The organism is Sodalis sp. RH14, assembly GCF_047324285.1.
In the GTDB taxonomy this organism is placed as follows: Bacteria; Pseudomonadota; Gammaproteobacteria; order Enterobacterales; family Enterobacteriaceae; genus Acerihabitans.
This window is the reverse complement of the sequence record NZ_CP178739.1, coordinates 2,785,845-2,799,995: the sequence shown is the minus strand read 5'-3', so window position 1 is coordinate 2,799,995 and position 14,151 is coordinate 2,785,845. Positions and strand designations below refer to the sequence as shown.

Annotated in this window: 12 protein-coding genes; 3 read left to right on the top strand and 9 right to left on the bottom strand. The window is 63.8% G+C overall.

Features of this window, described 5'->3' with window-relative positions; translation table 11 throughout:
* Nucleotides 1-3: 3 nt before the first annotated feature.
* The 6 genes from hutH to ACL2XQ_RS12785 all read right to left on the bottom strand — a co-directional run bounded on the left by hutH (nt 4) and on the right by ACL2XQ_RS12785 (nt 6,634).
* The gene (gene hutH, locus ACL2XQ_RS12810; RefSeq protein ID WP_410014931.1) at nt 4-1,563 is read right to left on the bottom strand and encodes a histidine ammonia-lyase; all 1,560 of its coding nucleotides are present in this window, start codon (nt 1,561-1,563) and stop codon (nt 4-6) included.
* 135 nt (nt 1,564-1,698) lie between these two features.
* The gene (locus ACL2XQ_RS12805) at nt 1,699-2,484 is read right to left on the bottom strand and encodes an ABC transporter ATP-binding protein (RefSeq protein ID WP_410014930.1); all 786 of its coding nucleotides are present in this window, start codon (nt 2,482-2,484) and stop codon (nt 1,699-1,701) included.
* Entirely contained in the window at nt 2,481-3,257 is a 777-nt protein-coding gene (locus tag ACL2XQ_RS12800; protein ID WP_413723443.1) for an ABC transporter permease, read from the bottom strand. Before ACL2XQ_RS12800 ends, ACL2XQ_RS12805 begins: the two co-directional genes overlap by 4 nt.
* Before the next feature lie 91 nt (nt 3,258-3,348).
* On the bottom strand, nt 3,349-4,239 hold the full coding sequence (locus tag ACL2XQ_RS12795) for an ABC transporter substrate-binding protein (protein WP_410016816.1): 891 nt from the start codon (nt 4,237-4,239) through the stop codon (nt 3,349-3,351).
* Between the two features lie 428 nt (nt 4,240-4,667).
* The gene (locus ACL2XQ_RS12790) at nt 4,668-5,264 is read right to left on the bottom strand and encodes a HutD family protein (RefSeq protein ID WP_413740450.1); all 597 of its coding nucleotides are present in this window, start codon (nt 5,262-5,264) and stop codon (nt 4,668-4,670) included.
* Nucleotides 5,261-6,634 (bottom strand): formimidoylglutamate deiminase, encoded by a 1,374-nt coding sequence (locus ACL2XQ_RS12785; RefSeq protein ID WP_410014928.1) that lies wholly within the window; start codon nt 6,632-6,634, stop codon nt 5,261-5,263. The genes ACL2XQ_RS12790 and ACL2XQ_RS12785 overlap by 4 nt, the downstream gene beginning before the upstream one ends.
* Before the next feature lie 176 nt (nt 6,635-6,810).
* Here ACL2XQ_RS12785 and hutC point away from each other — a divergent pair, with 176 nt between their 5' ends.
* The 3 genes from hutC (at nt 6,811) to hutG (ending at nt 9,674) form a co-directional block, all read left to right on the top strand.
* Complete coding sequence (gene hutC, locus ACL2XQ_RS12780) at nt 6,811-7,521, top strand: histidine utilization repressor (protein ID WP_413723444.1); 711 nt, start codon at nt 6,811-6,813, stop codon at nt 7,519-7,521.
* Between the two features lie 92 nt (nt 7,522-7,613).
* Nucleotides 7,614-8,834, top strand: coding sequence for an imidazolonepropionase (hutI, locus tag ACL2XQ_RS12775; protein ID WP_413740449.1), 1,221 nt, complete (start codon nt 7,614-7,616; stop codon nt 8,832-8,834).
* A gap of 39 nt (nt 8,835-8,873) precedes the next feature.
* On the top strand, nt 8,874-9,674 hold the full coding sequence (hutG, locus tag ACL2XQ_RS12770; protein ID WP_410014926.1) for an N-formylglutamate deformylase: 801 nt from the start codon (nt 8,874-8,876) through the stop codon (nt 9,672-9,674).
* A 97-nt stretch (nt 9,675-9,771) separates the two neighbouring features.
* Here the strand turns inward: hutG and ACL2XQ_RS12765 are convergent, their stop codons facing one another.
* The 3 genes from ACL2XQ_RS12765 to ACL2XQ_RS12755 all read right to left on the bottom strand — a co-directional run bounded on the left by ACL2XQ_RS12765 (nt 9,772) and on the right by ACL2XQ_RS12755 (nt 13,870).
* Nucleotides 9,772-10,314, bottom strand: a complete 543-nt coding sequence (locus tag ACL2XQ_RS12765; protein ID WP_413740448.1) for a nitrogen fixation protein NifQ — start codon at nt 10,312-10,314, stop codon at nt 9,772-9,774.
* Entirely contained in the window at nt 10,314-11,717 is a 1,404-nt protein-coding gene (gene nifB, locus ACL2XQ_RS12760; RefSeq protein WP_413722936.1) for a nitrogenase cofactor biosynthesis protein NifB, read from the bottom strand. The genes ACL2XQ_RS12765 and nifB overlap by 1 nt, the downstream gene beginning before the upstream one ends.
* A gap of 182 nt (nt 11,718-11,899) precedes the next feature.
* Nucleotides 11,900-13,870, bottom strand: a complete 1,971-nt coding sequence (locus tag ACL2XQ_RS12755) for an ArnT family glycosyltransferase (protein ID WP_413740447.1) — start codon at nt 13,868-13,870, stop codon at nt 11,900-11,902.
* Nucleotides 13,871-14,151 lie beyond the last annotated feature (281 nt).

Genomic DNA, 14,151 nt, shown 5'->3' with positions numbered 1-14,151 from the left:
TCTTTAGCGCGTTGACGCATAGCTGGGTAACAAGGATTGTACTTCCGCGGGCAGGGTGAATTCAGCGACCCAAAGACGCATCGCTTCGATATCCGGCGCCAGGAGCCGATCGCTTGCCAGGAAGGCGACACGGTTACGGATAGCCACAAGCTGTTGTTCGAGCGCCGCCGAGCTGTTCAGCGGCCGGTTAAAATCAATGCCCTGGGCGGCGGCCATGGCTTCGATGCCCACCACCACCGAGGTGTTGAAACACATATCCCCCAGCCGGCGGGCGGCAAAGGTGGCCATCGACACATGGTCCTCCTGGTTGGCGGAGGTCGGCAGGCTGTCGACGCTGGCCGGGTGCGCCAGGGACTTGTTTTCCGAGGCCAGCGCCGCGGCGGTGACCTGGGCTATCATAAAGCCCGAGTTCACGCCGCCTTCATTGATCAGGAACGGCGGCAGGCCCGACAGGCCGGTATCGAGCAGCAGCGCCAGGCGGCGTTCTGAAATAGCGCCGATTTCGGCTATCGCCAGCGCGAGGATATCGGCGGCGAACGCCACCGGCTCGGCGTGGAAATTGCCGCCGGAAATCACTTCGCCGCTATCGGTAAACACCAGCGGGTTATCGGACGCGGCGTTGGCCTCGATTTGCAGGATGCGCGCCGCATAGGTCAGGTTATCCAGGCAGGCGCCCATCACCTGCGGCACGCAGCGGATGGAATAGGGATCTTGTACCCGGCCGCAGTCGGCATGGGATACCACGATTTCGCTGCCGTCAAGCAGCGTGGACACCGCCCGCGCCACCGCTATCTGGCCGGCCTGGCCGCGCGCCTGGTGGATACGCGCGTCGAAAGGCTTGACCGAGCCTTTGATGGCCTCAAGCGTCAGGGCGCCCGCCACCAGCCCGGCGGCAAAGGATCGTTCCGCTTCAAACAGGCCGACCAGCGCCAGCGAGGTGGAAACCTGGGTGCCGTTCAGCAATGCCAGCCCTTCTTTCGGCGCCAGCACGATGGGACGCAAGCCGGCCAGCGCCAGCCCTTCCACCGCGCTTATCAGCGCTCCCTTGACCCGCACCTGCCCCTCGCCGATAAGCATCAGGGACAAATGCGCCAGCGGGGCCAGGTCGCCCGAGGCGCCCACCGAGCCTTTGGCCGGGATACAGGGCATGACGCCGGCGTTATACAAGGACAGCAGGGCCTCCACCACCGATAACCGAATGCCGGAATGGCCGCGCGCCAGGCTTATCACTTTGCAGGCCATGATAAGCCGCGTCACATTGTCTTCGAGCAACGCGCCGGTGCCGACGCTGTGCGACAGCACCAGGTTACGCTGCAGTTCCGCCAGCCGTTCGGCGGGAATGCGGGTTTGCGCCAGTTTGCCGAAACCGGTGTTGATGCCGTAGACCACGTCGCCGGTGGCCAGGATCTCCTCCACCGTTTGCTGCGCGGCGTTGATGGCGGTGAAGGCGGCGGGATCAAGCGACAGTTCCAGCTCGCCATGATAGATGGCACGCAGCGTCGCCAGGTCTACCTCGCCCGGCACCAGACGGCATGGGCGTAAAGATGTTACAGAAGATGACATAATCTATTCCTGTCTATACAAGTAAAACCGGCACTAGGGCGCATTACTGGGTTGCGCCCGGGTGCCGCAGTTGCGGCCCGTTGTTGTGCCCTGCTCCGCGAAACCTGGCGAACCATTGCGGTCCGGATTGCAAAGTCAAAGCGCCATGCTTTGCAGCGTTTCGCTGCGTATTTCCTCGGTAACGCGCGCCTTGAGCGCCATAAATTCCGCCGTGGTCTTTAAGGTGTAGTCACGGGGATGGGGGAAGTTTATCGCCACCTCGGTTTTAATCCGTCCCGGTCTGGCGCTGAAGATGGCGACTTTATTGGCCATAAAAATGGCCTCGTCGATATCATGCGTGACAAACAGCACCGTCTTGCGTGACGACTCCCATATTTTCAACAATAATTCCTGCATCAGCACCCGCGTTTGATTGTCCAGCGCGCCGAAGGGTTCATCCATCAGCAGGACTTTCGGATCGTTGGCCAGCGCGCGGGCGATGGCGGTGCGCTGCTGCATGCCGCCGGACAGCTGGCGCGGGAAATGCTGCTCAAACCCGCGCAGGCCGACCTGATCGACAAAATAATCGCAGCGCTCGCGCTGCACGCCCGGGCTCAGGCCCCGTTCCCGCAGCCCAAAACAGATGTTCTGCGCCACCGTCAGCCACGGAAACAACGTATAGCTCTGGAAGACCATGCCTCGATCGGCGCCCGGGCCGTCAATCAGTCCCCCGTCCAGCCACACTTCCCCGGTGGTGGGCCGATCGAGACCGGCGACAATCCGCAGCAGGGTGGATTTACCGCAGCCCGACGGGCCGAGGATGGTAATAAAATCGTTTTCCTCCACCCGGTAGTCGATGGGCAGCAACGCCTGGGTCTGCTGGCCCTTGGGGCCGTTAAAGACGCGCGACACCTGGCGGATGGCGAGTTTTCCGGGGGTCATGAGGAAATGCTCCAGGCAAACAGGCGGCGGTTCACCGCCTTGAACAGGAAATCGGAAATCAGGCCGATACAGCCGATAACGATAATGCCGAAAATAATCTGCCCGGTATTGAGCAGCGCCTGGCTGTCGACAATCATATGGCCGATACCGCTGGACGAGCCGATTAGCTCAGCCACGATCACATAGGTCCAGGCCCAGCCCAGCACCAGGCGCAGCAATTCGGCAATCTCGGGCGCCGCGCCTGGGATCAGCACCCGTCGCACGATACTGCGGTTCGAGGCGCCCAGGGTATAGGCGGCTTCCACCAGATCGCGCCGCGCCGCGCCCACGGTGACCGCGATCATCAGCACAATCTGAAAAAACGAGCCGATAAAAATCACCAGAATTTTTTGCATTTCGCCAATGCCGGCCCACAGGATCAGCAGGGGAATAAACGCCGACGCGGGCAGGTAGCGGCAAAACGAGACAAAAGGTTCAAGAAACGCCTCCACCAGTTTATACGACCCCATCATGATGCCGAGCGGCACCGCCAGTACCGCCGCCAGGATAAATCCGCCCAGCACGCGCATCACCGTCATGCCGATATCCAGCGAAAAATTGTACTCGGTAAACAGCAGGTAGCCTTCGTGCACCATGGTCAGCGGGTCGGCCAAAAAGGTCGGCGACACCCAGCCGGCGAACGTGGCCCAGGCCCAAAAGCCGAAAAACAGGATAAAAAAACCCAGCCCGAGAAACCAGCGCTGCCCGGTTGAAACCGCGCGCAGCGGCACCATCAGCGGGTTGTGCCGTACTTTCTTCGCCGCCGGCAACGGCGCCGGTTGCCCGGCGGCCGGCGAGGCCTTGTCAACGGACATTGCGCGCCCCTTATTGATTAACGTAGCTGGCGTCATACAGTGTCTTGATATCGGGGATCTTGCGGATCACCTTCATTTGCAGCAGCAGTTGCGCCGCCTCCCGGCTGAAGCTGTCGATTTCGCCGTTAAAGAACTGGCGGTTCTGCGCCCGGTCCTGCCAGCGCAGGTAGCTGGCCGACTCGGCAAATTCCTTGCCCGATTCCTTAACCGCCGCGCCCATGATTTCATTGGCTTTATCCGGCTGAGCCTTGATCATATCCAGCGCGTCGAAATAGCTGGCGACCAGCGCCTTGGCGGCCTGGGGATTTTGCTTGAGGAAGGCGGGCGTACAGCCCAGCGTATCCATAACCATCGGATAATCGAGGGTGGTGGCCAGGATCTTGCCTTTATCCGGGCTTTGCCGCACCGAGGAAAGATAAGGCTCGTAGGTCATGGCGGCATCGTTGCTGCCGGCGATAAACGAATGGGCGGCGGCTTCGGGCGAGAGCGTGGTGGTCTTGACGTCTTTAAGGCTCATGCCGTTTTTATCCAACATCCAGGCCAAGGCGAAATACGGCGAGGTGCCCGGTGCGTCGACGCTGATGGTTTTGCCCTTCAGCGCCTTGATGCTGTCGATGCCGTTGCGCACCACCAGGCCGTCGGCGCCGTAGGATTTATCCAGCTGGACAATCTGGGTGATGGGCACGCCGTTGGCGTTCCAGGAAATATAGGTTTCCACCGTGGTGGCGGCGCACTGCACGTCGCCGGAGGCAATAGCCAGGTGGCGGTCTTTTTGCGGGATCATTTTGACGGTGACATCCAGGCCGTGGCGTTTAAATATCCCCGCCTTGTCCGCCAGGGTCAGCGGCGCAAACCCGGTCCAGCCGGAAATACCGATGGCCAGCGGCGTGTCGGCCGCCATCGCCGGCAGGGCGCCGGCCAGGCCGAGCGCCAGAATAAGGGCGGTCTTCAGCGGTTGAACGCGGCGTTGCAATGACGTACTGACACAGGCGATGCTCATATCCCACTCCTGAAATAACGCCGGCTAAATTAACCGGCAAAAATGTGTTCGCGGCCGGCTAAGGCGCCTGCCGCCCTGGCTAACAACTGTATAAGCTTGTCTATACAAGACTCTTTACCTAGGCAGGAACTAAGCAAAGCTTGTGCCATCTTGCCCGTGGCCGGTTATTTGACGATAAGCGTCGCCCTGAACGGGCGAGTCCCGCAATCACGGACGCGCCGCGTTGGCAGCGCGCACCCCGTGGCGCGGCCGATGAATCATTATGGCGCGCCATGCACCAAAACCATGCAGGCGATGCTTCTATCGGCCATAAGAGCCGCCTGGCGCGGCTAGCGACGGGAGATATCCGCCCATAGCGCCACGCCATCGCCGTCGGCGGGCCACAGGCGCAGCGGCGCGCCGAGTTGTCGCCACCAGATGCCCTCGCGTTGCGTCAGCGGCGTCTCGCCCTCAAGGTGCCAGCGGCCCGCCAGTACATAGATTACGCCGTCGCCGCCCGCGGGCAGGCGCTGCTCGCCGGTCAGGCGCTCTACCCGCGCCCGCCGGTCCCGGCGGCGGGTCATGATATTGAAATCCCGGCTCGGGCCGCCCGCCAGCCGCGCGCTGATGGCGTCCTCGCCGGCAAAGGCATGCGGCACGCCGGGCCGGGTCAGGGCATGGGATCCGCCGGCGGCGTCATGCAGCGTCACGCCGTCGCCCTCCAGCAGGGCGATAATCCGATCCACGCCGGGGAAGGAGGAAAAGGCCCCGTCGCGGTCGATGGTGGCGATGCTGGCGCGCCAGGCAAACGCCGCCGGGTCGCCGCCCGCCGGCAACGCAGCGGGCGCATCAGGCGGGCAGCTGATAATTTCGCGCGTTTCGCCGCCGCCGTTGCGCCAGGGGGACACCGGCAGGCCGGTGAACGAAAACCTGACCGGCCGGCTCACAGCGCCTCCCGGCGCAGGTCGCGCAGCACGCGGGCGAAAGACTGGGCGCTTTCCCGTTCCAGGGCATGGTGCCCGTCGCTGATTACCCGGCGGCCGGCGACGAACACATCGCGGATTTGGCCGGGGCCGCCGGCAAACAGCCAGCGATTGAGCAGGTCGCCGTCGTCGGCCGAGGCGATATAGGGATCTTCGCCGTCCAGCACCAGCCAGTCGGCGCGCATACCGACCGCCAGCGCGCCCAGCGGTACGCCGCAGGCCTGCGCCCCGCCCCGCAGCGCCGCGCCGTAAAGATTATCGCCGAGCGTGGGGTGCAGCGCGTCGGCCAGACGGTTGCGGCGCCGGTCGCGCAGGCGTTGTCCGTATTCCAGCCAGCGCAGCTCTTCCACCACGTTGAGCGAAACATGGCTGTCGGAGCCGATGCCCCAGCGCCCGCCCTGCCGAACATAGCCGTCGGCCGGGAAGATACCGTCGCCCAGGTTGGCCTCGGTGGTGGGACACAGCCCCGCTACCGCGCCGCTGCGCGCCAGGCGGGCCAGTTCTTCCTCATCGAGATGGGTGGCATGGATCAGGCACCAGCGTTCATCCACCTTAACCTGATCCATCAGCCAGCGAACCGGACGGGTTCCCGACCAGGCCAGGCAATCCTCCACCTCTTTTGTCTGCTCGGCCACGTGGATATGTACCGGCAATTCCGCCGCCGAGGCCTGCAGGACCTCGTGGATTTGCCGCGCGCTGACGGCGCGCAGGGAATGGAAACACAGGCCCAGGCGCTGGTGCGGCTGCGTGGCCAGATGGGCTTGCAGCGCCTGCTGCTGGCGCAGGTAGCTGCCGGTATCCTGGATAAAACGCCGCTGCCCGGGGGCCGCCGCCTGTTCGCCAAAACCGCCGTAGGAGTACAGCACCGGCAGCAGCGTCAGGCCGATACCGCTCTCGGCCGCCGCCTGGCTGACGCGCAGCGCCATTTCCGCCGGATCGGCGTACGCATGGCCCTGGGGATCGTGATGCAGGTAATGGAATTCCGCCACCTGGCTGTAGCCGCCCTTTAGCATCTCGATATACAGCTGGCGGGCGATAATGCCCACCTGCTCCGGCGACAGCCGTTGCACCATGCGGTACATCACATCGCGCCAGGTCCAGAAGCTGTCCTTCGGATCGCCGAAGACTTCCGTCAGTCCGGCCATGGCGCGCTGAAAGGCGTGGGAATGCAAATTGGCCATGGCGGGCAATACCGGCCCGGCGAGAGACTCGGCGTCCTGTGCGCCGGCATCTGATTCAATAGCGACGATCGTTCCCTGGGCGTCGATCTGCAGTCGGACATTGTGGGTCCATCCCTGCGCCAGCAGCGCACGGGGGGCAAAGTAAACGGGCATGGCGGTTTCCGGTTAAAGTGAGAGTGATAGGAGTGTCTATCCAGACGAAATGCTTATCCACTTGTCTATACATATACATACGCTGAATTGAACAGTAAACTGTTTTGTTATTATCCCTGTCATCAGAGGTCGGAAACGTGTCTGAACTACTGTCAGCGGCGCAACTGTCCGCCATCATGAGCGATACGCCGGCGCCCATTTATCAACGGGTTAAACAGGCGATCGTGCAGCAGATACGTTCCGGGGCTTGGGAGCCTCATCGGCGCATCCCGTCGGAAAGCGAACTGGTGGCGGAGCTGGGGGTCAGCAGGATGACCATTAACCGGGCGCTGCGCGAGCTGACCGGCGAGGGTTATCTGCTGCGGATGCAGGGCGTCGGTACCTTTGTCGCCGAGCTCAAGCCCCAGACCGCCATGCTGGAAGTGCGCAATATCGCCGATGAAATCGCCGCGCGCGGCCATCGCCACAGCAGCACCCTGCTAACCCTGGAAGCGCGCCAGGCGACCGGCGAGGAAGCGTTATCGCTGGGCATCCAGCCGGGTGAGCAGCTGTTCCATTCGCTGATCGTGCATTATGAAAACGATATTGCCGTACAGTTGGAAGACCGCTGCGTCAATCCCTTGACCGCGCCCGATTATCTGCGGCAGGATTTCAACCTGATTACGCCCTATTTCTACCTGACGCAGGCCGCGCCGCTTACCGCCGGCGAGCATCGGGTCGAGGCGGTAAACGCCAGCAGCCGCGAACGCGAGCTGCTCCAGCTGGCGGATAACGAACCCTGTTTGCTGATTCACCGGCGCACCTGGTTCGGCAAACTGGTGGTGACCTCCGCGCGCCTGCTGTATCCCGGCACGCGTTATCAGCTGTTTGGCAGCTTTATCGCCTAGCGCGGGGTGCGCCGCGGTCCAGGGCGGCGCGTTGCCTGAACGGCTGTGGGGTTTCAATAGACTTTTTTATCAACCTAGCGGGAGATCAATCCATGCCGGTAACGGAACATTTTGACGCCGTCTGGTCGGGGGCCGACGTGGCGACCCTGCGCAACGGCCGCTATGACATCATCAGGGACGGCGCGATTGCCGTCAGGGGCGAACGCATCGCCTGGGTCGGACCCAGGGACGAGCTGCCGGCGGCGGACGTGGCGGCCCGGCATGATTTCGGCGGCGGCATCGTCACCCCCGGCTTTATCGACTGTCATACCCACCTGGTATTCGGCGGCAATCGCAGCCATGAATTCGAACAGCGGCTTAACGGCGTCAGCTATGCGGACATAGCGGCCGCCGGCGGCGGCATTCTGTCCACGGTCAACGCCACCCGCGGCGCGTCCGAGGATGAACTGATGGCCGCGGCCGTTCCCCGGCTGGCGATGCTGATGGCCGACGGCGTCACCTGTATCGAGATAAAATCCGGCTACGGACTGACGCTTGAGAGCGAAATAAAAATGCTGCGCGTCGCCCGGCGCATCGCGCAGGCCTATCCGGTCCAGGTCAGGACCACGCTGCTGGCGGCCCACGCGCTGCCGCCGGAATACCAGGGGCGCGCCGACGAGTATATTACGCTTATCTGTGAACACTGGATCCCCGAGGTGGCGGCGCTGGGACTGGCCGACGCGGTAGACGGTTTTTGTGAACACCTGGCCTTCTCACCCGCGCAGATAGCACGGGTATTTACTGCCGCCCGGCAGGCGGGCCTGCCGGTCAAACTCCATGCCGAACAGCTTTCGTCCCTGGGCGGCAGCAGCCTGGCCGCGCGTTACGGCGCGCTGTCGGCGGATCATCTGGAATATGCCACCGACGACGACGCCCGCGCCATGGCGCAGTCCGGCACCGTGGCGGTCCTGCTGCCGGGCGCCTGTTATATGCTGCGGGAAACCCAGCTGCCGCCGGTGGCGCTGTTTCGCCGGCATGGCACGCCGATGGCGCTGGCCAGCGATATCAATCCAGGCACCTCGCCCGCCTGCTCCCTGCGTCTGATGCTGAACATGGGCTGCACCCTGTTTCGCATGACGCCGGAGGAGGCGTTGGCCGGCGTGACGATTAACGCGGCGCGGGCGCTGGGACTGGCGGAATCGCAGGGCACCCTTGAAGCCGGCAAGCTGGCCGATTTTGTTCACTGGCCGGTGGCGCATCCGGCGGAATTAGCTTACTGGCTGGGCGGGCAACTGGCCGGCAGCGTTATTTACCGCGGCGTACGCCGCGCGTAATCCTTCTTTTCAACAGGGTTTTCCAGGAGGGCATCCGCGATGAGCATTACCGAACCCTATACTTTTGAAGCTGGCACCATTCCGTTGTTATTGAGCATCCCCCATGCCGGCACGCGGCTGACGCCCGCGGTGGCGGACGGACTGAGCGACGCCGCCCGGCCGCTGCCGGATACCGATTGGCATATCCCCAGGCTGTACGATTTCGCCCGCGCCCTCGGCGCGCATATCCTCATCGGCACCTACTCGCGGATGGTTATCGATCTTAACCGGCCCGCCGACGATAAGCCCCTGTACACCACCGCCACCACCGGCCTGTATCCCGAAACGCTGTTTGACGGCACGCCGGTGTTTAAACCGGGCGCCACGCCCGATAAGGCGGAACGCCGGCGTTACCTTGATGAAATCTGGCATCCGTACCATCGCAAACTGCAGGATTGCCTGAGCGACATCAAGGCGCAGCATGAATATGCGCTGTTGCTGGACGCCCATTCCATCGCCTCGGTTATCCCGCGGCTGTTCGACGGCACCCTGCCCGATTTGAATTTCGGCACCAACGACGGCATGAGCTGCGCGCCGTCGCTGGGCGAGGCGCTGGCCGCGTTTTGCCGGCAACAGCCGTTTACCCATGTGATTAACGGCCGTTTCAAGGGGGGATATATTACCCGCGCCTACGGTCAGCCCCACGCCCGCCAGCATGCGGTGCAACTGGAACTGGCGCAGTGCAATTATATGCGCGAGGAACAGCCGTTCGACTACCTGCCGGAGCGCGCCGGCCAGCTGCAGCAGGCGCTGCGCTCGCTGGTTGCCACGCTGCTGAGCTGGGGCCAGCAACCGCGCTAGCGTTGTGTCGCGCCGGTTACCGAGGCGCGCGCACGGCGTTGTACGGCGCGGCCCTTTGCTGAGCGGACGGCTGAGCGGACGGCGGGCCGTCGCCCGCTCAGTCGTCGGGGGCGAAACAGAGGGTATATTCGCAGCAGCCGTCGCAGCTTGGCGATCGGCAGGTTAACTCGCCGGTCTGCGCCAGGCAAACCTGGCGATAAAAAAACTTCTTCCAGCGCATATTGCGATCGTTCATCGCCACCAGCGCCGGAAAGCAGGCCTGCATCAGTTCCCGCAGTTCGTCGCGCGAGGCCAGGCCCAAATCCTGCCACAAATGGTTAAATCCCAGCGCGGCGACGGCAAGCAGCCGGTTCAGCGGTTCGGCGCCGGCGCACATATATTGCGCCAGCCAGTCGCCGAGCGCCTGGCATTCCTGCTGGCGGGTGCGCGCGAGCAGGGCGAGCAGCGCATCCTGTTGCTGCAATACCGCGCCGCGGGAACCGGGATCCAGCCCTACGCGCCGCGCCAGTGCCTGGTATTGTTCGGGGGACAGTCCCATGGCGGCGGGAAAACGCGCGCTTCCCGCCAGATGGTTGGCCAGCAGCCGGTGCAGCCAAATGTCCGGCGGCGCGCTAAGCGGTTGCGCGGGACAGGCGACCATCAGGCGACCCCCTTGACGGCGGCGGCGGTCTTTTGGCCCCGCTGTCGCCACCATTGGCCGAGCGTGGCGGCGACAGGCTGCCAGGCGCCGCCGACACAAGGCTCGATGCCGGCCTGTTCCAGGCGCTCCCAGGGTCCCATGCCGATACGGGCGCAGAACACCGCCGCCATGTCCGCCAGCAAATCCACCACGGCGTCCAGGCGCAGCTCCGGCTGGAGCGCCTCGTCGTCGCAGTCGGTTTTACCGCTGCAAAACGGCGGGGTAAAACGTTCGCCGATGGGGATCACGCCGGCGGCGGATACGCTGTAAATCTGGAAGCGCCGCGCATGGCCGAAATGCTCGTCGATGGCGGTTCCATGGGCGGTCGCCACCGCCACCAGGCAGGCGCCGGCGGACTCAGACTCGCCCTGCGAGGCGATGCCGGCCTGGATTTGCGCGCGCTGGCGCATCACCGGCAGGTAGGATCCGGCGTTCTGTGGTATCGCCGACAGCGGGAAGCTCTGGCTGCGATCCTCCCCGAGCATGCCGATGGCATCGGCGCGGCACTGCTGGCAATGCGCCATTTGCGGCATGGATCCGCCGCATAAACCGCGCACCGCCTCGACTTCCCCGGCGGTAGGTTCCGGCTGGCCGCGCAGGCCGTATACCGTGCCATGCTCCGGACGGGAAATCAGCGGCATGACATTATGCAAAAACGCGCCCCACTCCCGCGCTTTTTCGCTGACCGCCGGCAAATGCCGGTCGTTAATGCCGGGGATAAGCACCGAATTGATTTTCACCAGCACGCCGCGCGCGGTGAGACGGCGGATGCCTTCCTGCTGGCGGTCCAGCAGCAGGGCCGCCGCCTCCCGGCCCTCCAGGCGCTCGCCGTCAAACCAGAGCCAGGGATAGATCCGCGCCGCGATATCCGCATCCAGCGCATTCACCGTCACGGTAACGTGATCGACACCGATATCCACCAGCCGGTCGACCACGTCCGGCAGCGCCAGTCCATTGGTGGACAGGCACAGTTTCATATCCGGCAGCGCCAGCCGCAGTCCTTCCAGGGTTTTAAAGGTGCGGGCAATATTCGCCAGCGGATCGCCGGGACCGGCGATGCCAATCACCGACAGCTGCGGCAACGCCGCCGCCACATGGCGCGCCTTGGCGATGGCCTCGGCGGGAGTCAGGACCTCCGATACCACGCCGGGGCGGGATTCGTTGCTGCAGTCGTATTTGCGATTGCAGTAATGGCATTGCAGATTGCAAGCCGGCGCCACCGCCAGGTGCATGCGGGCGTAGCGGTGATGGGCAAAGCGCGAATAGCACGGATGCTGCGCCGCCTTGTCCGCCTGAAGCGGAGTCAGGGAAGCGCCGGGGCCGGAAGAGCCGCAGCCGCTGGATGAGGACTGACAAGATGCCATGTGAACCGCCTTATGCAAAACGACATGACAGGAGTGCTGCAATCGCCATGCCCAGACAAAAGCAGAATAAAATTCTTTTTTTACAAGCCATTACGCCTCTGCAGCATTTACCGTCCCCGGCGTATGACAACATGGCGTGCCGACATTGTCTTAAACCCGACAACACGCCAAAGACGCCGGGCTTAGCGTTGGTCCGTCGTCCGTTCGTCCTGGCTGGCCAGGCGGTAAAGGGTAAAGCCATTGTCGTCGGCCGGCCGGCCGCCGCGCCATAACGGTAACCACCGGGGTCCTGGTTTTTTCTCCGGGCGGGTCAGGCTGTCCTGCACCAGCAGGAGCGTGCAGAGCCGGACGGCCGGATTTTTTGTGACACCGTCACCCTGACCGGAATGACCCGCATAAAGGCGCCGGCCCGCCATACCGGTGACATAATGCAGCATACCCAGTTCCGACTCGCCCATGCCATCGGTGGCCAGGCAACCGGCATCACCCACCCAATTGGCCAGGGGCGAGAAGACTTCTTTATAACTGCGCGCCGCGTCAAACCAGGGCATCAGTAGAACAAAGGCCACCCCCCACAGGGTCGACAGACCGGAAGTCCACGCCAGGAGCAAGCCGACACCGCGGCGCGCGCGCAATATCAGCCACCATAGCGACACCAGCCCACAGGCGGCCATCGCCGCCAGCGGATCGGGGCGCAGCGTAAAAGGCAACGGGAAAACGTGATCCACCCCGGGCCATATGACGCGCAGCAACGCCGGTTCGATGCCGTTGGCCAGCGCAGACCAGGTGGCGACGACCACCATCAGCGCCATGCCGAACAGAGCGTCCAATGCCCGCCGCGCGACGGCCCATCCCTTGCCGTCCCGGCACGCCAGCCCGGCTGCCGCCGGCAGGGCCAGCAACGCCAGGGCGGGATAAACCGGCAAAAAATAGATATCGCGCGCCGATCCCGAGGCGCACAGCACCGCCACGCCTACGGCGGAAAAGAGCGCCGTCACGCCATAAGCCGGCCGGTGCGCCAGCCAGGCCGATAGTCCAATCCGCCCCGCCGGCGGCACGGCGTTCACGGCGCGGGCCGGGCGCATCTCCGGCCCGGCCGCCTTGTGCCATAAGCGTCCCGTCGCCAGCCGGCCTAGCCCTCCGCGTGCGGCCCGCATCAAGCCGGCAAACACGCCCGCCAGCACGATGACGGAGGCGGGGGCGCCGCCGATCAGCACCGCCCTGATCCTGTCCTGGAATGGATTATCATGCCCGCCAAGCAGGGTGTTCCCGGTGAAACGGCCGATATTATTAACCCAGAACCACTCGGCGAATAAATCCGGGTCCGCGCGATACAATGCCCATGGCCATGGCAGCGCGAAAGGCAGCGCCGCCGTCGCCGCGCCAAGCCAAAACCGCTGCCCCGCGCGCTGATAGAAGCCGGGTATCAGCACCAGGCACAGCATCAGCGTCACGCCGGCAATACCCGGCACCAGCAGCCCTTTGCTCAAAAAGGCCACGCCGGCGCCCAGCCCGAACAGCAGGCCATAACGACCGCCCTTTCCCGGCGATGCGGCATACCCCGCCGGGCCGGAGATACCTGGCCGCGCACCCGCCAACGCCAAGCCGGCCAGCGCCAGCGCCGCGCCCGCCATCTGTCCCAGGTCGGCGGTAAATTTATGCCCGTGTTCGGTAAGCCCGGCGGTGCCCGCCAGCAGACAAACCGCCGTCAGACGCCAGTCTTGCCGTGTGATAATGCCCTCTTCCCGCCGCGTATCATGCCTCTCGTCATATAAACGCCGCGCCACCCGGCAGCAGGCCCAGAACGTCGCGACAAGGCATACCGGCACCGCCAGCCGGGAGGACTCATGGGGCGGCAGCCAGGGAATCAGCCTGGCGCACAGCGCCCCAAGCCAGAACATCAGCGGCGGTTTTTCCAGAAAGGGATCCCCGCCCACATGCGGCACCAGCCAATGCCCGTAGGTCAGCATATTCCAGACAATGCTGAACGAATACGGCTCATCCGCCTTCCAGGGGAAACGACCGAAGGTACCCAGCAAAAAATAGGCGGCAAACAGCAGGTAGGCGCCCCGGCGCAGCAGGATCCGGCCGTGCGCGCCGTCGCCGGTGGCGTCAGCCCGGGAAAAACGGCATTTTATAGTCTTTAACAACATTTAATCTTCTATCCCTAACAATTACGGCGTGCATTCGTTTACATATAAATATATGAATACACACACTTTTATTCGCCTGAGGCCGCCCATCATCCCTTTTTCCGGCCGCGATGCCAAGCCTGTCCCACCACAATTTTCCCGCGGGGCGCCGCCGGCGGAGGCAACGCTGGCCCCGGGCCGGCGAAGGCGCCTGGCGGCCTTTTAGCCCGCTATGTGTTATCTTAAGCGCCGGAAAAGCCCGTCAGAACATGACGGCTTATGGATGGATCACTACGTGGTGG